Consider the following 22,817-nt stretch of genomic DNA (forward strand, 5'->3'; position numbering starts at 1 on the left):
ACTGTACGCCACGTTCGAGCAGGCCGGTCGGCACCGGGTCGGCGTGTCGGGCCGGTCGGCGGTCGCCACCGGCCCGGGGTAGGCCGGGGTGACGATCGACACAGTCGCTGCCGGCGGACGCGACCGGTGGGAGCCACCGGAGGGCGGGACAGCAGGAGCCGGCGGAGGAGTCGGCCGACGGAAGCCGACGGACAGCGCAGGCAGCGGGAGCCGGCGAACGGCTCGGCCGGCGGGAGCCGGTGGAGGCGCCGGCTCAGCCGCGGGCCCGGGGATGGGCGGTGGCGTAGACCTCACGCAACCGTTCCACGGTGACCAACGTGTAGACCTGGGTGGTGGTGACCGAGGCGTGACCGAGCAGTTCCTGCACCACCCGGACGTCCGCCCCGCCGTCGAGCAGGTGCGTGGCGTAGGAGTGGCGCAGGGTGTGCGGAGAGACCGCGCCCGGCCCGTCCACCGGCAGCCCGGCCCGCTCGGCGGTGCGCCGCAGGATGGTCCACGCGCCCTGTCGGGACAGCGCCCCGCCCCGGGCGTTGACGAAGACCGCCGGGGTACCCCGACCGGCGGCGACCAGCCCGGGCCGGGCCCGGACCAGGTAGGCGCGGAGCGCCTCGGTGGCGTACCCGCCGACCGGCAGCAGCCGGGACCGGCCGCCCTTGCCGCGCAGCAGCACGGTCCCCTCCGCCGGGTCCAGGTCGTCGACGGCCGCGCCGACCGCCTCGGAGATCCGCGCGCCGGTGCCGTACAGGAACTCCAGCAGCGCCCGGTCCCGCAGGGCCAGGGAGGCGCCCTCGCCGGCCGCCCGTACCGACCCGGCCGCCTCCAACAGGCGGACCACGTCGTCCACGGGGAGGGCCCGGGGTAGTCGGCGGGGTGGGGTGGGCGGTCGGACGTCCCGGCTGGCGTCCGCGCCGACCAGCCCCTCGCGCAACGCGAAGCGGTGCAGGCCGCGTACCGCGCTGGCCGCCCGGGCGGCCGACGAGGCCGCCAGCGGCGGGTGCCCGGCGTCGCCCGCCCGCAGCGCGGCCAGGTGCGCCTCGACCTGCCCCGGCCCGACCGAGGCGAGGTCGGTCACCCCGGCGGCGGCCAGGGTGGCCAGGTAGCGGTCCAGGTCCCGCCGGTACGAGGCGAGGGTGTTCGCCGACAGCCCGCGCTCGACGGTCAGGTGGTCGAGGTAGCCGCGCACGGCCCGGCGCAGGGCCGGCGCGGGTGCCGGGTCGCCCGGGTCCGTGACCGCCGGCGCGGGGACCGGACCGGCCGTGTCCGTGACCGCCGGCGCGGGGACCGGACCGGCCGTGTCCGTGACCGCCGGCGCGGGGACCGGACCGGCCGTGTCCGTGACCGCCGGCGCGGGGATCGGACCGGCGGTGTCCGTGACCGCCGCGCCGGCCGGTGGCCCGCCGCTCAGCCGAGGACCTCCGCCAGGGGCAGGGTGGCCATGCCGTGCGCCTCGGCGACCGGGCCGTAGGTGACCTGCCCCTCGTGGGTGTTCAGGCCGAGAGCGAGGGCCGGGTCCCGGCGCAGCGCCTCCCGCCAGCCGTGGTTGGCCAGTTCCAGGGCGTACGGCAGGGTGACGTTGGTCAGCGCGTACGTGCTGGTGTGCGGAACCGCGCCGGGCATGTTCGCCACGCAGTAGAAGATCGAGTCGTGCACCCGGTAGGTCGGCTCGGCGTGCGTGGTCGGCCGGGAGTCCTCGAAGCAGCCGCCCTGGTCGATGGAGATGTCCACCAGGACGCTGCCGGGCTTCATCCGGGAGACCAGCTCGTTGGAGATCAGCATCGGGGCCTTCGCGCCGGGCACCAGCACCGCCCCGATGACCAGGTCCGCGTCGAGCACGGCCCGCTCGATCTCGTACGCGTTGGAGGCGACCGTCTGCAGGTGGCCCCGGTAGATGGCGTCGGCCTGGCGTAGCCGCCCGACGTTCTTGTCCAGCAGCAGCACCTCGGCCTGTAGGCCGAGGGCGATGGCGGCGGCGTTCATGCCCGACACGCCCGCGCCGATCACCACGGTCTTGGCCGCGTACACGCCGGAGACGCCGCCCATCAGGATGCCCCGCCCGCCGCCCTGCCGCTGGAGCTGGTACGCGCCCACCTGCGGGGCGAGCCGGCCGGCGACCTCGGACATCGGGGCCAGCAGCGGCAGCGACCGGTCGGGCAGCTCGACCGTCTCGTACGCGATGCCGGTGACCTTCCGGTCGATCAGCGCGTCGGTGCACTCCTTGGAGGCGGCCAGGTGCAGGTAGGTGAAGAGCACCTGCCCCGCGCGCATGCGGTGGTACTCCTCGGCGATCGGTTCCTTGACCTTGAGCACGAGGTCGGCGCTGTCCCACACCTCGTCGGCGGTGGACAGGATCTTCGCTCCGGCGGCGGCGAACTCCTCGTCGGTGATGCTGGAGCCGGCACCGGCGCCGGACTCGACCAGGACCTGGTGACCGCTGCGGCTGAACTCGTTCACACCCGCCGGCGTGATCGCCACGCGGTACTCGTGGTTCTTGACCTCGCGTGGGATTCCGACCTTCACGACGACACCCTCTCCTCGGGGCGGCACTGCCCCGTACGCTCGGTGCGCGACGGCTCCGTTGCCGTCGCGGCCCACCGCTCCTGTCGGCCGCAGTCTAGGGCCGCCGGCACTGGTGGAGAGCCAACAGAGTGACACCCCGTGCACGGCTCTCCTGACGGTGTGTCAGGCATGCCTGGCCAACAACGTGAGTCGGCCTCGGCCGTTGGGACAGTGTTCGCCCATTATCGTCCGATCAGCCCCACCTCGCTGCGGACAGCCGGAAAGTCGATCACTAGGGTGTCGCCTCATGACCTACCCTCCTCAGTACCAGTACCCCGACGGCGGTGTCTCCGACAAGAGCAAGGTCGTCGCCGGAATCCTCGGGATCGTGCTCGGCGGCTTCGGCGCCGGCCGGTTCTACATGGGCGACACCAAGACCGGCGTCTGGCAGCTCATCGTCAGCCTGGTGACCTGCGGCATCGGCGGCATCTGGGGCTTCGTCGACGGCATCCTGATCCTGATCAACGGGGGCGTGGACGGCCAGGGCCGACCGCTGCGCGACTGACCCCACCGACAGCCGGGGGCCGTGCGGCGTACCGCACGGCCCCCGTCGTCACGTCGGGCTCCGGTTCAGCTCCAGGGCCGGATCCGGCACAGGTCGGATCAGCCGGGCAACGGGGAGTCCGCCGGGCGCAGCGGCGCCCAGTCGGCGTCCCGGGCCCGGGCGGCGGCGAGCAGGCCCGCCACGCAGGAGGCGTTGGTGATCTCCCCGGCCAGTACCCGGCCCACCGCCTCGTCCAGGTCGACGCGGACGACCTGCATGTCCGCCTCCTCCTCGTACCGCTCGTGCCGCTGACTCACCGGCACCTCGACGAGGTCGCGGGCGAGGAAGATCCGCACCCGCTCGGTGGAAAAGCCAGGTGAGCTGTGCAGGTCGACCAGCAGGTCGACCCGGCCGGCGGTCAGGTCGGCCTCCTCGGCCAGCTCGCGCAGCGCCGCGGCGGCGAGGTCCTCCCCGTCGACGTCCATCAGCCCCGCCGGCAGCTCCCAGAGGTACTCGCCGACCGGGTGCCGGTACTGGCGGACCAGCACCACCCGGCCGGCCTCGTCCAGCGCCACCACGGCGACCGCGCCGACGTGCCGGACCACGTCGCGGGTGGCGGTACCGCCGCCCGGCATGGCCACCTCGTCGGTGACCACCTGGAACACCCGGCCGGCGTACCGCTCGGTCCGGTTCTTCAGCTCGTAGCGGTGCCCGGTCACGACGTGGCGGCCGCGGTCGCCGCGGCGTCGTCCCGGGACGCCTCGCCCGCCTCCGGGGCCGGTCGGCGCGACGCGCCACCGTCCAGCTCCACCGGAAGCTGGTCGGCCTCGGAGTAGGTCACCGCGGCGTGCACGAAGGCGGCGAAGAGCGGGTGCGGCCGGGTCGGCCGGCTCTTCAGCTCCGGGTGTGCCTGGGTGGCCACGAAGAACGGGTGCAGCTCGCGGTCGAGTTCCACGAACTCGACCAGCCGGCCGTCCGGCGAGGTGCCGGAGATGTGCAGACCGGCCTTGGTCAACGTGTCCCGGTAGGCGTTGTTCACCTCGTACCGGTGCCGGTGCCGCTCGCTGACCTCGGTGCTGCCGTACGCCTCGGCGACGATCGACCCCTCGGCCAGCTTCGCCGGGTACGCCCCGAGCCGCATCGTGCCGCCCAGGTCACCCCGGCCGGCGACGATGTCCTCCTGGTCGGCCATGGTGGCGATCACCGGGTGGACGGCCTCCTCGTCGAACTCCAGCGAGTTCGCCCCGTCCAGACCGCCGAGGTGACGGGCCACCTCGATGGCCATGCACTGCAACCCGAGGCAGAGACCGAGCAGCGGGATGCCGTTCTCCCGGGCGTACCGCGCGGTGCCGATCTTGCCCTCGATGCCCCGGACACCGAACCCGCCGGGGATGAGGATGCCGTCCACGCCGGCCAGGGCCGCCGCCGCGCCGGCCGGGGTGACGCAGTCGTCGCTGGGCACCCAGCGCAGCTGCACCCGGGCCCGGTGGGCGAACCCGGCGGCGCGGATCGCCTCGCTGACCGACAGGTACGCGTCGGGCAGGTCGACGTACTTGCCGACCACCGCGACGGTGACCGTGTGGCGCGGGTGGTGCACCCGGTCGAGCAGGTCGTCCCAGCTCGTCCAGTCCACGTCCCGGAAGGAGAGGCCGAGCCGGCGCACCACGTACGCGTCGAGCCCCTCCCGGTGCAGCACCTTGGGGATGTCGTAGATGCTCGGCGCGTCCGGGGCGGCGGTGACCGCCTCCCGGTCCACGTCGCAGTAGAGCGACAGCTTGTGCTTGAGCTTGTCCGGGATGTCCCGGTCGGAGCGGCAGACCAACGCGTCCGGCTGGATACCGATGCTGCGCAGCTGCGCCACCGAGTGCTGGGTCGGCTTGGTCTTCAGCTCCCCCGACGGGGCCAGGTACGGCACCAGCGAGACGTGCAGGTAGAAGCAGTTGTCCCGACCCAGGTCGTGCCGGACCTGCCGGATCGCCTCGAGGAAGGGCAGCGACTCGATGTCGCCGACCGTGCCGCCGACCTCGGTGATCACCACGTCCGGGACGTTGCCGTCGGCGTCCGGGTCGGCCATCGCCAGGATGCGCGACTTGATCTCGTTGGTGATGTGCGGGATGACCTGGACGGTGTCGCCGAGGTACTCGCCGCGCCGCTCCTTGGCGATCACGTCCGAGTAGATCTGCCCGGTGGTGACGTTCGCCTTGCCGGAGAGGTCCTGGTCCAGGAAGCGCTCGTAGTGGCCGACGTCCAGGTCGGTCTCCGCCCCGTCCTCGGTGACGAACACCTCGCCATGCTGGAACGGGTTCATCGTCCCGGGGTCGACGTTGAGGTACGGGTCGAGCTTCTGCATCACCACCCGTAGCCCCCGGGCGGTGAGCAGGTTGCCGAGGCTGGAGGCGGTGAGGCCCTTACCCAGCGAGGAGGCGACGCCCCCGGTGACGAAGATGTGCCTGGTCGTCCGTGCTGATGGGGCCAAGGCCTGCTCCCGTGTCGTCCGTTGCGGTCGTGCAGACCGCCGTGCCGATCAGCCAACTGATCACGCGATCCACGGGATTCCACGGTAACACCTCGCCCAGATCCGTCCCGGATCGCACCCACCGGACCGAACCCCGGTCAGGCGGTCGCGACCTCGGTCGACGTCCGGGACACCCGGTCGGTCGCCTCCTCCGGACCGGCGGTCTCCCCGGCCGTACGCCCCTCGCCGGCCGCTGGCGGGTTGCCCGGGACGGCGTCGTCCGCGTCACCGTCCTCGGGGCTCCGCGTACCGGTGACGAAGTCCTGGGGACGGTTGCCCGGCGGCTGGGTACGGTCGGCCGCGTGGTCGAGCACCCGCAGCGAGGCCAGTACCGCCATCGGCACCACCAGCGCCCCGGCCGCTCCGGCGACGTCCAGCGCCGAACCGCCGAGCAGCCCGCCGATGACGGCGGCTACCGCCGTACCGGCCATCACCGCCCGCATCGCCGGATAGATCCCGAAGAGCCGCATCAGGCCACCCCAGGGCTGGAACAGGGCGAACCACACCAGCACCGCGCCGACCACGGCGATGACGGTCAGCGGGCTGCCGACCAGGGTGTCGAAGTTCGCGCCGCTGGACCGGTGGACGGTCAACCCGGCCCGGCCCTCCCCGAGGGCGGCGAGGAACCGGCCGAGGCTCCCCCGATCGGCGGCGGGTCGGCGCAGGTCCAGCAGGCCCAGCCCGATGGTGGCCGCCAGGCCGGTCATGGTCGCCCAGGCCAGCCGGTTCAGGGTCAGCCAGCCGCCGGTGCAGATCACGGCGGCGACGGTCACACCGGCGGTCAGCGCGATCGCGCCGACCGAGTCCGAGCCGAAGTACGGGCTGCCGACAACCACCACGGCCGCGGTGCCCATGGCCACCACCACGGTCGGCCGCCACCGGCGACCGACCCGCTGGGCCAGCCACCCGGCGGTCAGCAGCACCCCGGCGAGGAACGCGCCGAGCCCCACCGTGCCGAGCCCGGCGTACCGGCCGCCCTCCAGGGCCGAGTAGCCCACCACGCCGTTGAGTTGCAGGCGGGCGCCGGTGAGCACGTCCGCGCCGACCGCGAGGGTGGTCAGCCCGGCCACCGCGCCCAGTGGTCCCAGCGTACGGTCGTGGCCGGGCGCGAAGCGGACCAGCGTGGTCACGCCGACGAGCAGCAGCACCGTCACCACGGCGAAGTGCCAGCCGGCGTGCTGTCCCCGCCACCACGGCACCAGGTCGGCGACCAGGGCCGCCGGGATGGCCAGCGCGGCGGCGACCAGCAGCACCTCGACGGTCCCCACCACGAATCGGGGCACCGGGGTCGGCCCCACCGGGCCGGCGTGCCGGCGGGCCCGGCGCAGCAGCGGAAGGACGGCGACGGCGAGCAGCACCTGGAAGGCGGCGAGCAGGACGAAGAACCACCGGGCCACCCGCCCCTGGGCACTGGCCTCCCGGTCGGCGTCGGTCGGTACGTCGACGGCGGCCCGCAGGTCCGTCGGCCGGTCGTCGACCGGGGTGGCCGCCCGACCGATGAAGTTCCGCTCCGGCAGTGGCCGGCCGAGCACGGTCAGCGCGGTGGGCGCCAGGTCGGCCAGTTGCAGGTAGCCGTCCCGGCCGGTACTGGCCGAGGTGAGCCAGCCCCGTTCCCAGCCCGGCCCGTCGGCGACCGCCACGTGCAGCCGGGACGGCTGGGCGGTGTCCGAGACACCCGCCACCAGCACCAGCGAACGGGGCGGTCGGGCGGCCAGCACCCGGGCCAGGTCGGCGTCGGCACGGCGCGCGGCGACGTCCCGGGTCGCCTGGTCCTCGCCGCTGACCGTGCCCAGGTCGACGATGCTCAGCACGCAGGAGCCCAGCAGGGGCGCGGGGTCGGCGGGCAGGGTGGGCGCGTACCGGTCGACCCGGCCGAACGGGCGCGCGGCGGCCACCGCGGCACCGGGGCCAACCGCCACGGTGCAGCGCACCGACTCGGCCAACGCGCCCGGCACCGCCCCCCAGGCCAGCCGTTCCTGGTTGTGCAGGACCACCGCCTCCTGCTCGGGCAGGTTGGCGCCGAACCCGTCGGGCTGCTCCACCTCGACGTCCACGTCGGGGCAGGTGCCGGCGGGCCGGTTGGTGTTCCAGGCGGCGAAGTTGCCCGCGCCCAGGGTCAGCCAGCCGTCGACCGGACAGGTGGGCCGGCGGGCCGACCGGGCCGACAGCGAGCCGATCGAGCCGTTCTCGGCCATCCGCCACAGCGTCGGCGTGGTCTCCGGGTCCACGTCGTCCCAGCGCAGTCCGGGCACGCCGACGATGACGACGAAGTCCGCGTCCGGACGGCGCGACGCGCCGTCCGGCTCGGCGGCCAGCGCGGTCACCCCGAGCACCACGGCGAGCAGGGTGAGCAGGAGCGGTGCGAGGCGGCGCAGCATCAACCACGCCCCGTCGTGGCCCCGGCGTCCGGGGTGGCCGGCCCGGTGCTGCCCGCCGTCAGGTCGGCGTAGAGGTCGGCCAGCTCGGCGACGGTGTCCGCCTCGGTCGGCCAGGTCGCCGCCCGGACGGTGCCCCGGCGGACCAGGTCGGCCCGGCGGGGCTCGTCGTCGAGCAGTTCGCGCACCGCCCGGTCCACCGCGTCGACGTCGCCGGGCGGCACCAGCACCGCCGCGTCGCCGACCAGGTCCGGCACGCCACCCACCGCGGTCGCCACCAGCGGTACGCCAGCCCCCAGCGCCTCCTGCGCGAACAACTGCCGGGCCTCCCAGTCGCTGGTCACCACGGCCAGGTCGGCCCCGGCGAGCAGGTCCGCCACGTCGGTGCGGTGGCCGAGCAGGGTCACCGGCGCGCGGGCCGCCGAGATGCGGGCGGCCAGCGACAGGTAGGCCGGACCGCTCCCGGCGATGACCACCACCGGCGGCGGGGTGCGGTCGCGCCACCGGGCGGCGGCGTCGACCAGCACGTCGTAGCGCTTCTGCGGGTGCAGCCGCCCGACGGAGAGGATCAGCGGCTGATCGGGGGTGACGGCGAACTCGGCCCGGACGGCGGCGCGCCGGCGGCGCGGCGCGGGCAGGGCCGGCGCGGCCACCGGAGCGAGCCGGGCGTCGGCGGCGCCGAGCGCGGCGGCCCGGTCGACCAGGTCGCTCGACGCGCCCAGCGCGACCCGGACCCGACGGGCGACCACCCGCTCGGCCAGACCGGAGAGCTGCCCCCGCAACCCCCGGGCGAGGACGGCGTTGTGCCAGGTGACCACCAGCGGAGCGGTGGGCCGGGCGAGCACCGCCACGAGGCCCGCCCGCAGCCCGTGCGCGTGCACCACGCCGACCGGCTCGGCGGCCAGGGCACGGCGCAGCGCGACCACCGCGCGCGCGTCGGCCGGGGTCGGGTTCGCCGGGATCTCCACCGGGGTGAACCGGGCGCCCGCGCCGACGAAGTCGAACTGTTCGTGGGTGGCGGCCGGACCGCAGACCAGCACGGACGCGCCCTGCGCGACCAGCCCCCGGGTCACCGACCGGACGTGCTGCCCGACCCCGCCCGTGCTCGACGCGAGGAGGAGGGCAACCGTGCCCTGCCACCCGGCCCCACTCCTGGCACTCACCGATCCACCTTCCGTCCTCCGGGGCCCGTTCACCGACGGTCGGCGCGGGCTCGAGCGGGCAGCCGGCGCAGCAGTCCCGCCAGCAGCGGTCGCACGTCCCGCCGGTCAGCCGGGTACGCCACGGCGAGGAACACCACGCCCACCACGACTCCGGACAGCATGCCCTCCAGCGCCGCCCCGAGTGTCGTCGGGGTGCCGGCACCCGTCCCGGCCAGGGTTCGGGCCACCACTGTTCCGGCCAGCGCGGCGAGGGTCGCCGCGAGCACCCCGGCGGCTCCGGCGCGCAGGCTGCCGGCGAGCGCGGCCGGTCCCGCCGCGCGGCGCACGGCGACCAGCAGCAGCCCGCCCAGCAGCAGCATCCCGGCGCTGTTGGCCAAGGCGACGGCCAGCACCCGGTCGCCGACCGGCAGAGCCGCTGCCAGCGGCAGCGCGGCCACCGGCACGGCGAGCCACCCGACGGTGATCGCCACGGTCGCGGGCCGGGTGTCGCCGCGTGCGTACAGGGCCCGGGAGAGGACCGCGAACAGGCCGTACCCGAGCAGTCCCGGCGCGAACCCGGCGATCGCGGCGGCGGTCGCGTCCGCGCCGAGCGGGAAGAACCGCCCCACCGGGAGGGCCGTGCCGACCAGCGCCGCCGCGCCGAGGCAACTGAACAGCAGCACCCCCCGGACGGTCGGCGCGAGGGTCCGCCGGTATTCGTCCTCGTCACCACCGGCCGACGCCGCCGCGAGCGTGGGGTACGCGGCCACCGCGAGCGGCACCGCCAGCACCGCCCAGGGCAGCAGGTACATGGTCTGCGCCAGGTTGAACACCTGGGGGGAACCGGTGGGGCCGCCGGTGACCCGGTTGAGGATCACCAGCAGGGCGACCTGCTGCGCGGTGACGGTGACCGCGCCGGCCACGGCCAGCCCGCCGATCCGGGCCCGCGCGTCGGCGGTGAAGGCGTACCCGAATCGGGGCCGCAGCCCCAACCGGCGCAGCGGAACCAGCAACGACAGCGACAGCACCAGCACACCGAGGGTGGTGCCGGCCGACAGGATCAGCTCGCCGCCCCGGCTCACCTCGGCCACCGTGGCGTCCCGGCCTTCGGTGCCGGCGAAGGCGAGGTAGACCACGATCACGGTCAGGCTGGACAGCAGCGGGGCGAGCACCGGCCAGGCGAACCGCCGGTGCGCCTGGAGCACTCCGGTCAGCACGATGCCGATGCCGTAGAGCGGCAGCTGCGGCGCGAAGACCCGCAGCATCCGCGCCCCGGCCGCGAGTTCCTCCGGGGACCGGCTCTCGCTGATCGCCCCGATGAGCGGGTCGGCCATGAGCGCCACCAGCACCGCCAGCGGCACCAGCAGGGTCACCGTCCAGGTCAACAGCGCCCCGGTGGTGGCGGCCACCGCCGACCGGTCACCGGCCGCGACCGCCCCGGCCAGCAGCGGGACGACCAGGCTGGCCAACGCGCCACCGGCGACGATCTCGAAGACGATGTTCGGGACCGTGTTGGCGATGACGTACATGCCGCCCAAGTCGCTGTCCTCCACGACCCACGTGAAGACCGCGGTACGGGCGAAGCCGGCGAGCCGGGCGGCGACGGTGAGGACGGCGATGAGCGCGGCCGCCCCGGCGACCCGCCCAGCGCCGGCGAGGGGTGCCGGTGCGCTCACGTCAGGCCGGTCGACGGCCCAGCGCGTCCAACTCGCGCAGCCCCGGGGTCCGCTGGATGACCGCCGTGAAGCTGACCTTCTCGCTGGCCGCGGTGAGTCCGGCGAGCACGGCGAGGATCCCGGCCCGACCGACCGGTCCCGTCCGGGCGGCCAGGGCGACGCCGAGCAGCGCGCCGAGCGCGTTGGCCCCACTGTCGCCGAGCATCACCTGCTCGTCCAGGTCGTCGCGAATCAGCCCGGCGGCAGCGCCGACTGCCCCGGCGGCCAGCCCACCGTGCGGGCCACGCACCAGCGGCGTGCCGAGCAGGATGCCCGACTTCAGCGCCCGGCCGGGGCGCAGGTCGAGCAGGTTGAGCAGGTTCGCCGTGCCGGCCACCACCCCGGCGCCGAGCAGCACGTCGGTGGTCCGGCCCAGGGTGCCCAGCCGCTGCCGCCGTCGGTGGGCGGCGACCTGTGGATCGGCGGCGAGCAGCGCGGCGGCGGCGAGACCGGCCGCGCCCACCCCGACGACCTTCACCAGGCCGGCGGTGACCATGCCCTCGCGCAGCGCGGTGAGATGGCCGGCGAAGCCCTTCGCGGCCTTCTGCTCCGGGCGGGCGCCCACCACGTCGTCGTAGAGTCCGACGGCACCGGCCCCGAGCCCGGCGACCAGCGCGGCGGCGCCGGAGGCAGGGCTGGCCGCGCCGAGCGCGCCGGCGGTGGCCGCGCCGGCGGCGAGCGCCGGCCCGGCGGCGAGGGTGACCGTCTGGCCGCGGAAGTTGGTGCGTTCCAGCGCCGGGCCGGCCGGCGACGTCCGGGCCTGGCCCAGCAGGTAGCGGGCGGCGAGCGCGCCGCCGACACCGGCGGCCAGCAGCCGGGCGGTACGGGGCCAACGGCTCATGCCGACCACCGCCGGGAGAGGTGCGCGCGAGGGGAGGATACGGGCATCGGAGTGCTGCGTTCGCTCACTGGGGCAGTTTAGGCAGCAGCGACGCGGCGCTGTCGCCGACACCGTAGTGTCCCGCCTTCTTCTCGTCGACCTGCTGCTTCAGGGCCATCGCGGTGACCAGCTGCCCCTGCACCGTGTTGGCGTTGTCGACGGTGGAGATGGTCTGGGCCAGTACCGGGTCGCCCCGGACCACGGCGACCGCGTTGCCGTCGGCCGAGCCGTTGCCGGCGACGACGATCGCGCCGGTCCGGTCGAACTGCTCGACGATCTTCACCACCGACTCGTCCTTGCGGTCGGCATCCTTGTCCGGGTACGGCTGGCCGCTGACCACCACGACCGCCTCGGCGGCGCCGGTGACCGGCTCGGCGGACGTGACGTACCCGGCGTTGGCGTACGAGGCGAGCACCGCCTTCCGGTCCGCCTCCGCTACCGCGGGGGTGCGGTCCAGCAGCACGTTGGCCAGCAGCGCGCTGGACGTCTCCACGCCGTGCCCGTTGCCGGGCAGGTTGGCGGTCGGCGCGCCGGTCGGGCCGGCCGCGGTCGCGGTCAGCTCGAGCAGTTCGGTGTTGTTGTCAGGGCTGACGAACTTGTCCTGGACGTCGAGTCGACCGGTGACGGTGGCCCCGGCGGTCTGGAGCATCTTCACCACACCCTCGGTGTGGTCCCGGCCGGTGGGCAGGCTGAGCACGATCACCCGCTTGTCGGTCAACGAGCCCGGCAGGAACGCCAGGGCCATCTCCGCCGCGAACTCCTCCTCCAGGTCGAGTTCGCGTTGCATGTTGTTCACCGTCTGGCGCATCTGCTGGTTGGTCTTGCCGAGGTGGTTGACCCGTTCCCGGAGCGAGTCGGCCACCGGACCGTTCAGGGCAGCGGTGCCGACCACCAGGCCGATCGCCAACGCCAGGAAGACCGCGGTCAGGGACACCACGTGGTAGCGGAAGTTGATCACGCTTGCAGCCTCTTGATCGGTCGGGAGTTAGAAGAGCTGGCCGAGCTGGAACACGAAATTGTCCCACCACTCCGAGGCCACACCCAGGTACGCCTTGCCGACGGTGGAGACGGCCACCGCCGAGGCCATCGCCGCAACCGCGGAGAGGACCAGCAGCAGCAGGGAGGAGCCGGAGATGCTCTGCCGGTAGAGCCGGCTCACCCCCTTCGCGTCGACCAGCTTCCCGCCCACCTTGAGCCGGGTCAGGAAGGTCGAGGCCATGCCGCCGCGCCCCTTGTCGAGGAACTCGACCAGGGTGGCGTGGGTGCCGACGGCGACCAGCAGGGAGGCGCCCTTCTCATCGGCCAGCAGCATGGCGAGATCCTCGCTGGTGGCGGCGGCGGGGAAGGTCTGGGCAGGCACCCCGAGCCCGTTGACCCGGGCCAGCCCCGGCGCCCGCCCGTCCGGATACGCGTGGACGATGATCTCGGCGCCGCAGCGCAGCACGTCGTCGGTGACCGAGTCCATGTCCCCGATGATCATGTCAGGGGTGTAGCCCGCCTCCACCAGCGCGTCCGCGCCGCCGTCCACGCCGATCAGCACCGGCTTGAACTCCCGGATGTACGGGCGCAGCACGTCCAGGTCGTCTTTGTAGTCGTAGCCACGGACCACGATCAGGCAGTGCCGGCCCCGCATCTCGGTCTGGATCTCCGGTACGCCCACCCCGTCGAGGAGCAGGTCGCGTTCCTGCCGGAGGTAGTCCATGGTGTTCGCCGCGAACGCCTCGAGCTGCACCGACAGCCCCTCGCGGGCGTCGGCCATCGCCTTGGCCACCGTCTCGGCGTCCTGGAGGGTCCCGTGCGCCACCGGCTCGTCGCCGACGTAGACGGTGTTTCCCTCGATCCGGACGACGTCGCCCTCCCGGATCCGCTGGAAGACCCCCTCTCCCAGGTCGTCCAGGAGCGGAATGCCGGCGGACACGAGCACCTCCGGCCCCAGGTTCGGGTACCGGCCGGAGATCGACGGCTTCGCGTTGAGCACGGCGGCGACCCCGACGGCGACCAACGAGTCGGCCGCCACCCGGTCCACGTCGACGTGGTCGATCACCGCGATCTCACCCGGCCGCAACCGACCGACCAGTCGCTTCGTCCGGCGGTCGAGGCGCGCGGTGCCGACGACGGAGCCCGGTTCCGCGCTCCGGGTGCGGCGCAAGGTGGGTAGACGCATCGTGACCATCCTGGCATGGGAAGCAGGGTTTTCCGTCGCGACATGCCTGAGCAGGGCCGCCTACCCAGGGAAGCACACCAGAGCGCAGCCGGGTGTGGCTGCGCTCACAATGCCGAGGTCACGGCCGCCGTTCCCGGGCCGCCACCGCCAACAACTCCTCCGCATGCGCGATACCCAGATCGGAGTCCGGCAAACCCGCGAGCATCCGGGCGAGCTCCCGGGCCCGCTCGGTGTCCTCCACCACCCGCACGCCGCTGGTGGTGACCGCTCCCCCGGTGTCCTTCGCCACCACCAGGTGGCGGTCGGCGAACGCCGCCACCTGCGGCAGGTGGGTGACCACCAGCACCTGGTGGCTGCGGGCCAGCCGGGCCAGCCGACGCCCGATCTCCACCGCCGCCTGACCGCCCACCCCGGCGTCGACCTCGTCGAAGACGAGCGTGGGCGGGCCACCGGAACCGGCGAAGACCACCTCGATGGCGAGCATCACCCGGGACAGTTCGCCCCCGGAGGCACCGCGCTGCAACGGCAGCGCCGGCGCGCCAGGGTGGGCCAGCAGCCGCAGCTCCACCTCGTCCGCGCCGTCCGGCCCGATGCCGACCTCCGCGCCGTCGACCGACAACGTCGGCTCGTTCCGCCCCGCCGTACGGGGCAGCACCGCCACCTCGATCCGCGCGTGTGGCATCGCCAACCCGGCCAGCTCGACGGTGACCTGCTCGGCGAACCGGGTCGCCGCCTCCCGCCGGGACGCCGACAGCCCGGCGGCCAGCTCGGCCACCTCGGCGGCCAGACGCTGCCGTTCCCGGTCCAGTTCGTCGAGGACCTCGTCGGAGGTGTCCAGGTCGGCCAGCCGGGTCCGCGCCCGCTCCGCCCAGGCCACCACCCCGTCCACGTCGTCGGCGTACTTGCGGGTCAACGTGCGCAACGCGGCCCGCCGCTCGTAGATGGTCTGCAACCGGGCCGGGTCGGCGTCCAGGGCCGCCAGGTACGCCGACAGCTCCGCCGAGACATCCCCGACCAGGGTGGCCGCCTCCTCGATCCGGGCCGCCAGGTCGGCCAACGCCGGATCGGTGCCGGCCTGCGCCTCCAAGGCCCGCCGCGCCACGCCCAGGAGAGAGTTGGCGTCCGGTACCTCGTCGGTCGGCTCCGCGCCACCGGCCACACACTGGTGGGCGGTCTGCGCCGCGGTGCGCAGCCCCTCGGCGTGCTCCAGCCGCTGTGCCTCCGCCTTCAGCTCGTCGTCCTCGCCCGGCTGCGGGTCGACCCGGGTGATCTCGTCGAGCCCGAGCCGGAGCAGGTCCGCTTCCTGGTGGCGTTCCCGGGCGTTGCGCCGCCGGTCGGCCAGGTCGTCGACCACCCGACGCCACCGGGTGTACGCCTCGCGCAGTTCGTCGAGCAGCTTCTCGTGCTCCGGGCCGGCGAACCGGTCCAGCGCGGCCCGCTGCTCGGCCGGCCGCAGCAGCCGGAGCTGGTCGGACTGGCCGTGCACGGCCACCACCTGCTCACCGACCTCACCGAGCATGGCCACCGGCATGCTCCGGCCGCCCAGGTGCGCGCGGGAGCGTCCCTCCACGGTGACCGTACGGCTCAGCAGCACCGCCCCGTCCTCGTCCGGCTCGCCGCCGGCGTCGACCACCCGGGCGTGCACCGACGCTGCGGTCCGACCGGTCAGCCGCAGTCGCCCCTCGACCACCGCCCGGCCCGGCTGGGCGCGCACCCGACCGGCGTCGGCCCGGCCACCGAAGAGCAGCCCGAGGCCGGTGACGACCATGGTCTTACCGGCACCCGTCTCGCCGGTGATGACGTTCATGCCGCCGGTCAACGGCAGCGTGGTGTCCTCGATGACGCCCAGTCCGGTGATGCGCAGCTCTTCCAGCACAGCCACCGACAGTAGACGCGAGGCCCGACAGTTGACCAGCCGACGCGGGTGGGTCGTCGCCTGACCAGCGGCGACGTACAGTTCAGCCCCGTGTTGGACGTGATCGGCCTGACCAGGGACGAGGAGGACGTCTACCGCTGCCTGGTGCACCTCACCACGGCGCGGGTGGACGAGCTGGCCGCGCGGCTGCGCCGCCCGGTCGAGGAGATGGACGCCCCGCTCGCCGGCCTGCGCGGCAAGGGACTCGTGCTGCCGACCGGCCCGGAACCGGACGCCCCGCTGCGGCCGTTGGCGCCCGACGTGCCACTCGGCGAGGCACTGCTGCGCCGGCAGGAGGCGCTGGAGGCCGCCCGGGCCGCCGTCACGCGGCTCACCGAGGAGTACCGGGCCGGGATGCGACGTCACGATCCCGGCCACCTGGTGGAGGTGGTCACCGGCGCGTCGGCGCTGCGCGAGCGGCTGCGCGACCTCCAGAACAGCGCCCGGGTCGAGGTGCTCTGGTTCTGCCGGGCGAACCCGTTGGCCATGGCCGGACCGGAGAACGTCGAGGAGTTCGACGCGCTGGCCCGGGGCGTCCGCTACCGGGCCATCTACGAGCGTGACATGCTCCTCGATCCGGGCGCGCTGGCCGACGTCGAGCAGGGCGTACGTGCCGGCGAGCAGGCCCGGGTCCTGGACCGGCTGCCGGTCCGGCTGGCCATCGTGGACGGCCGGACGGCGCTCTGCCCGCTGGTTCCGGAGCGCGGCGACGGCGAGCCGAGCGCCGCGGTGATCGGCCGCAGCCAGTTGCTCGACGCGCTGCTGGCCCTCTTCGAGAGTCACTGGTTGATGGCGACGCCGCTGCGCTCGTCCGCCGCGCCGACCCGGGCCGGCACCAACGGGTACCGGCCGGACGCCGACGAGGTCCGGTTGCTGTCGCTGTTCGTGGCCGGCGTGCCGGACAAGTCCATCGCCTCGCAGCTCGGGGTCAGCCGGCGCACCGTGCAGCGGCGGCTCGCCGACCTGATGGCCGTCGCCGGCGTGGACACCCGTCCCGGGCTGGCGTTCCAGGCCGCCCGGCGGGACTGGATCTGAGGTACGGGGCGGGACGGCCGTGCGCCGTCCCGCCCCGCTGTCAGCGCAGCCCGTACGCGTCGAGCACGGTCTGGTCGACGGTGTTGCCGGCCCCGTCGCGGGCGTGCACCCGCAGCGACACCGTGCCCGTCCCGGCCGGTACGACGGCGGAGAACCGGGTGCCGGAACCGTGCACCGGCACCGACCGCCAGCTCCGTCCACTGTCGAACGACACCTCGGCCCGCAGGGCGGTGCCGGTCGGTGCCGCCACGCCCGCCGGCTGGCGCAGGGTCAGCCCCAGCCGGTGCGCCCGGCCGCCGGCCACCTCGCCGCGCAGGTCGGCCGGGACCTGGTAGTCGACCTGGAGCAGCGGCAGCGGCCGGGCCGCGTCCCCGGCCGGGCGGGCCGAGGTGAACTCCCAGGCCGTCTCGGTACGGGTGGCGAAGCGCCACTCCTCCGAGGACCGCTGCGTGGTGACGTCCAGGCGGTAACGGGCCGACTCCGGCACGGTGGCCACCGGGGCCCAGCCGTCGGAGAGGTCGGCGATCGGCCTGCCGTCGCGGCTGACCCGGACCTCCACGGTGTCCGCCTCCTCGCTGCGCCGGGCCGGGCTGTGGTTGCCGGCGGCGTCGACGAACTCGGCCACCTGAAGGTCCAGGCTGTCCCCGGTGCGGGTGGGCACCGGCGCCCCGCCGTCGGCGGGCACCGCCGGCCGGACCACCGGGCCGTGCCAGCTCTCGGTCACCCGGTCGTCGGCGGCGTACCGTCGGGGCTGCTGGGTGAGTCCGCCGGTGAGCTGTCCCCAGCTGGCGAACATGATCCGGTGCAGGACGCGGTGCTGCCACCAGGAGTCACCGGCGCTCACGAACTCCTGCCGGGTCGTGCCGGTCCGGACGATCCGCTGGTCGTCGTTCCAGGAGAACGTCTGCCACGGACGCCAACCGAACCGTTGTTCGGTGGCCCAGTCGAGGCCACCGGTGTCGCCGTAGCGGGCGGTCACCTCGGCGGTGTTCCGCGCGGTCACCGTGTGCACGATGCGGTCCGGCACCCGGCCCTTCGACACCTGGAACACGTCGTACAGGTACGGACTGTCCACGGTCAGCGTCAGGTCCAGCGTCGCCCGGCCGGCCCGCGCCGCCGCGATCAGCCGCTGGCCGTCGTCGTGCGCCACGACCAGCGCCGGGACGGGCAGCCGGTCCCCGGTCGGACGCCAGACCGTCCACGCGCTCTGGTCGGCCGGCCGGACGACGAGCACCGTCGCCGCGCCGGCGGCGGCCGCGGCGGCCACCTGCTCCTCCTCGGCGCGGTCCGGGTCGGTGGTGAGCAGCGCGGCGGCCCCCTTGACTCCGGCCAGTTCGGCCGGGCGCCCGGTGCCGGCGAACACCAGCGGCAGCTTGCGCCGGCCGGTCGGGGCCGGCGACTGGCCGAGGAGGTTGATGTCCAGCGGTCCGGTGACCCCCTTGATCTGGGCGTCCACCATCGGCGCGACGAGCTGCCAGCGGGAGGAGAACTCGAACTCGCCCTCGGTCACCGCCCGGGTCGGCGTGACGTTGACCTGCTGCACCGTGCTGAAGGTCTGCACGCCGTGGTCGACCTGCCGGCCGTTGCCGAACACCCGGTGCTCGTAGAAGCTGATCACCGAACGCTGCTCGGTGGGTTTCGGCGTCTCGATCCGGATCGGCGTGCCCTTACGTGGGTCGAGCACCACGGTCAGGTCCCGGTCGACGGTCAGTTCCGGGTCGGTGACCAGGGTGAGCTGCTCGTCCAACGGGGCGCCGTGCTCGATCAGCGCCTGGAGGATGTACGGGCCCTCCTCGACCTGCACCGACAGACCCTCCGCGCCGTCCAGCCACAGGAGCTGGTCGGATTCGGGCTGCTCGCCGAAGAGAGTCACCACCGGCGACCCGCCCGGCCCACCGGCTATGTCCAGCGCCCGGAGCGTGACGGTGTGCACCGGCCCGCTGAGGGTCAGACCGACGGCGGTCCGTACGGTGACGCCGTTCGCGCCGGTGGCCACCAGCCAGCCGCCGTGCGGGCCTCGGCCCAGCTTCGCCGGGTCGGCCCGCAACGGCACGGCCACGCTGCCGCCGGCCGGAACGGTCACCTCGGCGGCGCCGACCGCGACGCCGTCCGGCTCGGTCGCACCGCTGTCCAGGTTGCGCAGGTCCAGGGCCAGCCGCAGGGTCTGCGGGCCGGCGGTGCCGTTGGTGTACGTCACGGACCGCTCGACAGCCAGGCCCCCGGTGGCCAGCCGGCCGAAGTCGGCGGTGGCCGAGCCGTACACCCGCTGGCCGAGCGCGCGGGCCACGTCGACCCGGCCGCCGCCCTGCTCGAAGACGGTCAGCGCCGGGTTGGCCTTCGTGGTGCTGACCAGCGCGTCCTTGAGCTTCGCGGCAGTCCAGTCGGGGTGTTCCTGAGCGAGGATCGCCGCCGCGCCGACCACGTGCGGGGTGGCCATCGAGGTCCCGGACGCCTGCGTGTACGCGTCGCCGACCGGCGTACCCATGGTGGTGCCGCTGGCCCGGGCCGCGACGATGCCGACGCCCGGCGCGGTGATCTCCGGCTTGAGGCCGTTGTCGCCGAGGCGCGGGCCACGGCTGGAGAAGTCGGCCAGATTGTCGTCGCGGTCCACCGCGCCGACGGTGAGCGCGGCGGTGGCCGCGCCCGGCGTGCCGACGCTACGCGCAGTGCCGTCGTTGCCGGCGGCGACCACGAACAGCGTGCCGGTGGCGGCGGTGAGGTCGGTCACCGCCTGGCTCATCGGGTCGGTGCCGTCGGTCGCGGAGCCACCGAGGCTCATGTTGACGACCTTCGCGCCGGAGCGGGCGGCCCACTCCATCCCCGCGATGATCCCCGAGTCGTAACCGGAGCCGTAGTCGTCGAGCACCTTGCCGACCAGCAGCCGGGCCCCGGGGGCGACGCCCTTGCGCTGGCCGGCCGAGGCGGCCCCGCTGCCGGCGATGGTGGCGGCCACGTGGGTGCCGTGCCCGTGGCCGTCCCGCGTGCTCCCGCCGCCGGTGAAGTCCTGGGCGTCGGCGATGCGGCCGGCGAGGTCGGGGTGGTCGGCGTCGACGCCGGTGTCGAGCACCGCCACCGTGACGCCGCTGCCGTCCCGGCCGGCGGCCCAGGCCGTCGGGGCGCTGATCTGCGGCACGCTGTGCTCCAGCACGGGGCGGACCCGCCCGTCGAGCCAGACGCGGGCGATGCCGGAACCCAGTCGAGGTGTACCGGTGGTGGTGGTGCGGGCCTCCGCCGGGCCGCGCAGAACCGTCCACAGGTCACCGAGGTCGCCCTTGCCGACCCGGAGCGCAGCGCCGTTGATGCTCGCCAGCGGGCGGGTGTCGGCGGCCACGGCGAGCGGGCGGACCCGACCGGCGGCCGGCGCCTGGTAGCGCACGATCAGCGGCAACGCGCCCTGCGCCGCGTCGCCGTACCCGTCGGCGACCAGTTCCTGCACGTCGAACAGGTCCGGGTCGAGGACCCCGGCGGAGACGTACGGCACGACGTCGCTCGGCAGCACCCGCAGCCCGCCGTCGGCCTCGATGGTGTGGAAGGTGATCCGGTCGCGGCCGGGGCCGGGGCGGACCGTGGCGGCGACCCGGCCGGGGGCGGCCGGCGCGAGGTCGACCTGATCGCCGGTGATCAGGGTGACGCGGACGGGCGTGGCGCCCGGGACAGGCGTGCCCGGGCTCGAACCGGTGGGGCGGTCGGGGTCGGCGGACGCCGGGGCGGCGAGCCCGACCACCAACGCGCCGACCGCGCCGGCGGCGAGCCAACGTGGGGGCCAGTGCATGCTAAGTGCTCCTCTACTCCAAGAGGCCGGTCTCCGGGAGACCGACCGCTCGGAGTCTGCGCCGGAGCGCATCGCACGGTCACTAGCTGGGGGCCGCCGCACCAGCGACATGTCGCCAGGTGGACATCCCGACGGTGCCGGCCGCACGCCCAGGTGTCCGGCAGGTTACCGCCACGATCCTGCACGGCGCGACGGTCGCCGCCGCACACACGCGCGGCGACCGGACGCCCACGGCGGCGCTCAGCGGCGTGAGCCGCGCCAGCCCTGCACCGGCAGCCGGAACTTGGCCACCAGCCGGTCGGTGAAGGACCGTGCCTGCAACCGCACGACCCGCACCGGCAGCGAACCCCGGCGGACGGTGACCCGCGCCCCCGGCGGCAGGTCGTACACCCGACGCCCGTCGCAGCAGAGCACGGCGAGCGTGGTGAACGGATCCACCGTGATCGAGAAGATCGAGGTCGGCGCGGTGACCAGCGGCCGGCTGAACAGGGCGTGCGCGCTGATCGGCACCAGCAGCAGCGCCTCCACCTCGGGCCAGACGACCGGCCCGCCGCCGGAGAACGCGTACGCGGTGGAGCCGGTCGGCGTCGCGCACACCACGCCGTCGCAGCCGTACCGGGACAGCGGCCGACCGTCGACGTCGACCAGGAGTTCGAGCATCTGCGCCCGCTCTCCCTTCTCGACGCTGATCTCGTTGAGCGCCCACGACTCGATGGTCGGGCCACCGTCGAACTCGGCGGTGACGTCGAGGGTGAGCCGTTCGTCCACGGTGTAGTTCCGCTCGACCACGTCCCGGACGGCCAGGTCGAGGTCGTCGATCTCGGCCTCGGCCAGGAACCCGACCTTGCCGAGGTTGATCCCGAGCAGTGGCACCTTCGCCGGGCGGGCCAGTTCCGCCGCCCGCAGGAACGTCCCGTCCCCGCCCAGCGCGAAGACGATCTCGGCTCCCTCGGCCGCCGCCGGTCCGGCCACCGGCACCACGCCCGGCAGGTCCAGGTCCTCGGCCTCCTCGGCGACGACCCGCACCTCGAAGCCGGCGGCGATCAGGTCCGCCGCGACCGTCCGCGCGTGTTCGGTGCTGCGGCGTCGACCGGTGTGGGTCACCAGCAGCGCCGTCCGGTCCGCCGGGTCAGTCGCGCCCACCACGCCGCCCCTCCTGTCCGACCACCGCGCTCCTCGTGCCCACCGATTCCGGCCTTCCGTTCCCGACCACGGCCGCGCGGGCCCACCCCGCGCTCACTGTGCCGACCCCTCGGCCACGGCCTCGGCGTCGGCCGGGCCGCCGCCCTGGTCCGCCGGGGCGAACTCTCCGGGCGGACGCGGACCGGCCAGGACCACCGACCGGACCCGCTCGGGGTCGGCCGGCGGAGCGTCCCGGCGTAACCATACGAAGAATTCGACGTTGCCGCTGGGCCCCGGCAGGGGGCTCGCCGCCACCCCGGCCAGGCCGAGGCCGAGATCCGCGGCGGCGGCCGCCACGTCGAGCACCGCCTCGGCCCGGAGCAGCGGGTCCCGGACCACCCCACCGGAGCCGACCCGCTCCCGGCCCACCTCGAACTGCGGCTTCACCATCAGCGCCAGGTCACCGTCGGGTCGGGTGCAACCGGCCAGCGCCGGCAGCACCAGGCGCAGCGAGATGAACGACAGGTCGGCCACGGTCAGCGCGACCGGTCCACCGATCGCCTCCGGGGTCAACGTCCGCACGTTCGTCCGCTCGAACACCCGAACCCGGTCGTCGTTCCGCAGCGACCAGGCGAGCTGCCCGTACCCGACGTCGACCGCGACCACCTCGGCCGCCCCGGCCCGCAGTAGCACGTCGGTGAACCCGCCCGTCGACGCGCCGGCGTCGAGGCAGCGCCGCCCGTCGACCGGCAGGCCGACGAAGGCCGCCAGCGCGCCGGCCAGCTTGTGGCCGCCCCGGGAGACGTACTCGTCGGCCGGGTCCTCGCCGGTGACCCGCAGCGCGTCGGCGGGGTCGACCATCGCGGCGGGCTTGCGGGCGACCACCCCGCGCAGCTGGACCCGCCCCGCCTCGACGAGGGCGGCGGCTTGTTCGCGTGATCGGGCCAGGCCACGGCGGACGAGTTCGGCGTCCAGCCGGTTACGACGTGCCATGGGGTGGTTCTCCGGTCGGTCAGGTCAGGTCAGGTCTGGTCGATGGTGGCGAGGGTTTCCCGCAGCGTCTGGTAGGCGGCCTCGTAGTGGGGAATCTGGTCAGCCGGAGCGAGCCCAGCCGCGTTGACGATCGCCCGCACGGCCGCGTC

General features: G+C 74.6%; 16 protein-coding genes. 2 read left to right on the top strand and 14 right to left on the bottom strand.

All coding sequences use genetic code 11. From position 1 onward, the window contains the following. Positions 1-253: 253 nt before the first annotated feature. Both GA0074692_RS13985 and ald read right to left on the bottom strand, forming a co-directional pair. Positions 254-1,195, bottom strand: coding sequence for a site-specific tyrosine recombinase XerD (locus GA0074692_RS13985; protein ID WP_091653425.1), 942 nt, complete (start codon positions 1,193-1,195; stop codon positions 254-256). A 206-nt stretch (positions 1,196-1,401) separates the two neighbouring features. Continuing rightward, the gene (gene ald, locus GA0074692_RS13990; protein ID WP_091644651.1) at positions 1,402-2,517 is read right to left on the bottom strand and encodes an alanine dehydrogenase; all 1,116 of its coding nucleotides are present in this window, start codon (positions 2,515-2,517) and stop codon (positions 1,402-1,404) included. Between the two features lie 286 nt (positions 2,518-2,803). Here ald and GA0074692_RS13995 point away from each other — a divergent pair, with 286 nt between their 5' ends. Then, complete coding sequence (locus tag GA0074692_RS13995) at positions 2,804-3,061, top strand: TM2 domain-containing protein (protein WP_091644656.1); 258 nt, start codon at positions 2,804-2,806, stop codon at positions 3,059-3,061. A 98-nt stretch (positions 3,062-3,159) separates the two neighbouring features. On the opposite strand, the gene GA0074692_RS14000 is transcribed toward GA0074692_RS13995, so the two are convergent. The 9 genes from GA0074692_RS14000 to recN all read right to left on the bottom strand — a co-directional run bounded on the left by GA0074692_RS14000 (position 3,160) and on the right by recN (position 15,707). Continuing rightward, the gene (locus GA0074692_RS14000) at positions 3,160-3,759 is read right to left on the bottom strand and encodes an NUDIX domain-containing protein (protein WP_245730303.1); all 600 of its coding nucleotides are present in this window, start codon (positions 3,757-3,759) and stop codon (positions 3,160-3,162) included. Then, positions 3,756-5,516, bottom strand: coding sequence for a CTP synthase (locus tag GA0074692_RS14005; protein ID WP_091644661.1), 1,761 nt, complete (start codon positions 5,514-5,516; stop codon positions 3,756-3,758). The genes GA0074692_RS14000 and GA0074692_RS14005 overlap by 4 nt, the downstream gene beginning before the upstream one ends. 137 nt (positions 5,517-5,653) lie before the next feature. After that, positions 5,654-7,933, bottom strand: coding sequence for an MFS transporter (locus tag GA0074692_RS14010; RefSeq protein WP_091644665.1), 2,280 nt, complete (start codon positions 7,931-7,933; stop codon positions 5,654-5,656). Further along, on the bottom strand, positions 7,933-9,093 hold the full coding sequence (locus GA0074692_RS14015) for a glycosyltransferase family 4 protein (RefSeq protein ID WP_091644670.1): 1,161 nt from the start codon (positions 9,091-9,093) through the stop codon (positions 7,933-7,935). Before GA0074692_RS14015 ends, GA0074692_RS14010 begins: the two co-directional genes overlap by 1 nt. Before the next feature lie 29 nt (positions 9,094-9,122). Next, the gene (gene murJ / locus GA0074692_RS14020; RefSeq protein WP_091644674.1) at positions 9,123-10,748 is read right to left on the bottom strand and encodes a murein biosynthesis integral membrane protein MurJ; all 1,626 of its coding nucleotides are present in this window, start codon (positions 10,746-10,748) and stop codon (positions 9,123-9,125) included. Position 10,749: 1 nt separating this feature from the next. Then, positions 10,750-11,628, bottom strand: a complete 879-nt coding sequence (locus GA0074692_RS14025; RefSeq protein WP_091644677.1) for a hypothetical protein — start codon at positions 11,626-11,628, stop codon at positions 10,750-10,752. Positions 11,629-11,692: 64 nt separating this feature from the next. After that, positions 11,693-12,625, bottom strand: a complete 933-nt coding sequence (locus GA0074692_RS14030) for a copper transporter (protein ID WP_091644681.1) — start codon at positions 12,623-12,625, stop codon at positions 11,693-11,695. Positions 12,626-12,652: 27 nt separating this feature from the next. Then, positions 12,653-13,831 (bottom strand): putative cytokinetic ring protein SteA, encoded by a 1,179-nt coding sequence (gene steA, locus GA0074692_RS14035; protein ID WP_091653430.1) that lies wholly within the window; start codon positions 13,829-13,831, stop codon positions 12,653-12,655. 118 nt (positions 13,832-13,949) lie between these two features. Next, positions 13,950-15,707: a DNA repair protein RecN gene (gene recN / locus GA0074692_RS14040; protein ID WP_091644685.1), complete on the bottom strand. Its 1,758-nt coding sequence runs from the start codon at positions 15,705-15,707 to the stop codon at positions 13,950-13,952. A 90-nt stretch (positions 15,708-15,797) separates the two neighbouring features. Here recN and GA0074692_RS14045 point away from each other — a divergent pair, with 90 nt between their 5' ends. Next, positions 15,798-16,781, top strand: a complete 984-nt coding sequence (locus GA0074692_RS14045; protein ID WP_091653432.1) for a TrmB family transcriptional regulator — start codon at positions 15,798-15,800, stop codon at positions 16,779-16,781. 40 nt (positions 16,782-16,821) lie between these two features. Here GA0074692_RS14045 and GA0074692_RS14050 read toward each other — a convergent pair whose 3' ends face one another. The 3 genes from GA0074692_RS14050 to GA0074692_RS14060 form a co-directional block, all read right to left on the bottom strand. Continuing rightward, positions 16,822-20,553, bottom strand: coding sequence for a S8 family peptidase (locus GA0074692_RS14050; RefSeq protein ID WP_091644689.1), 3,732 nt, complete (start codon positions 20,551-20,553; stop codon positions 16,822-16,824). A gap of 240 nt (positions 20,554-20,793) precedes the next feature. After that, positions 20,794-21,699 (bottom strand): NAD kinase, encoded by a 906-nt coding sequence (locus GA0074692_RS14055; protein ID WP_245730304.1) that lies wholly within the window; start codon positions 21,697-21,699, stop codon positions 20,794-20,796. Positions 21,700-21,789: 90 nt separating this feature from the next. Continuing rightward, the gene (locus GA0074692_RS14060) at positions 21,790-22,668 is read right to left on the bottom strand and encodes a TlyA family RNA methyltransferase (RefSeq protein ID WP_245730305.1); all 879 of its coding nucleotides are present in this window, start codon (positions 22,666-22,668) and stop codon (positions 21,790-21,792) included. Positions 22,669-22,817: the final 149 nt, after the last annotated feature.

The sequence above is a fragment of the Micromonospora pallida genome (genome assembly GCF_900090325.1).
GTDB lineage: Bacteria > Actinomycetota > Actinomycetes > Mycobacteriales > Micromonosporaceae > Micromonospora > Micromonospora pallida.

Excerpts from the sequence above, each read along its gene's own strand:
- GA0074692_RS13995 (WP_091644656.1), top strand. The coding sequence starts at position 2,804 with ATGACCTACCCTCCTCAGTACCAGTACCCCGACGGCGGTGTCTCCGAC.
- GA0074692_RS14010 (WP_091644665.1), bottom strand. The coding sequence starts at position 7,933 with ATGCTGCGCCGCCTCGCACCGCTCCTGCTCACCCTGCTCGCCGTGGTG.
- GA0074692_RS14025 (WP_091644677.1), bottom strand. The coding sequence starts at position 11,628 with ATGAGCCGTTGGCCCCGTACCGCCCGGCTGCTGGCCGCCGGTGTCGGC.
- steA (WP_091653430.1), bottom strand. The coding sequence starts at position 13,831 with ATGCGTCTACCCACCTTGCGCCGCACCCGGAGCGCGGAACCGGGCTCC.
- GA0074692_RS14050 (WP_091644689.1), bottom strand. The coding sequence starts at position 20,553 with ATGCACTGGCCCCCACGTTGGCTCGCCGCCGGCGCGGTCGGCGCGTTG.
- GA0074692_RS14060 (WP_245730305.1), bottom strand. The coding sequence starts at position 22,668 with ATGGCACGTCGTAACCGGCTGGACGCCGAACTCGTCCGCCGTGGCCTG.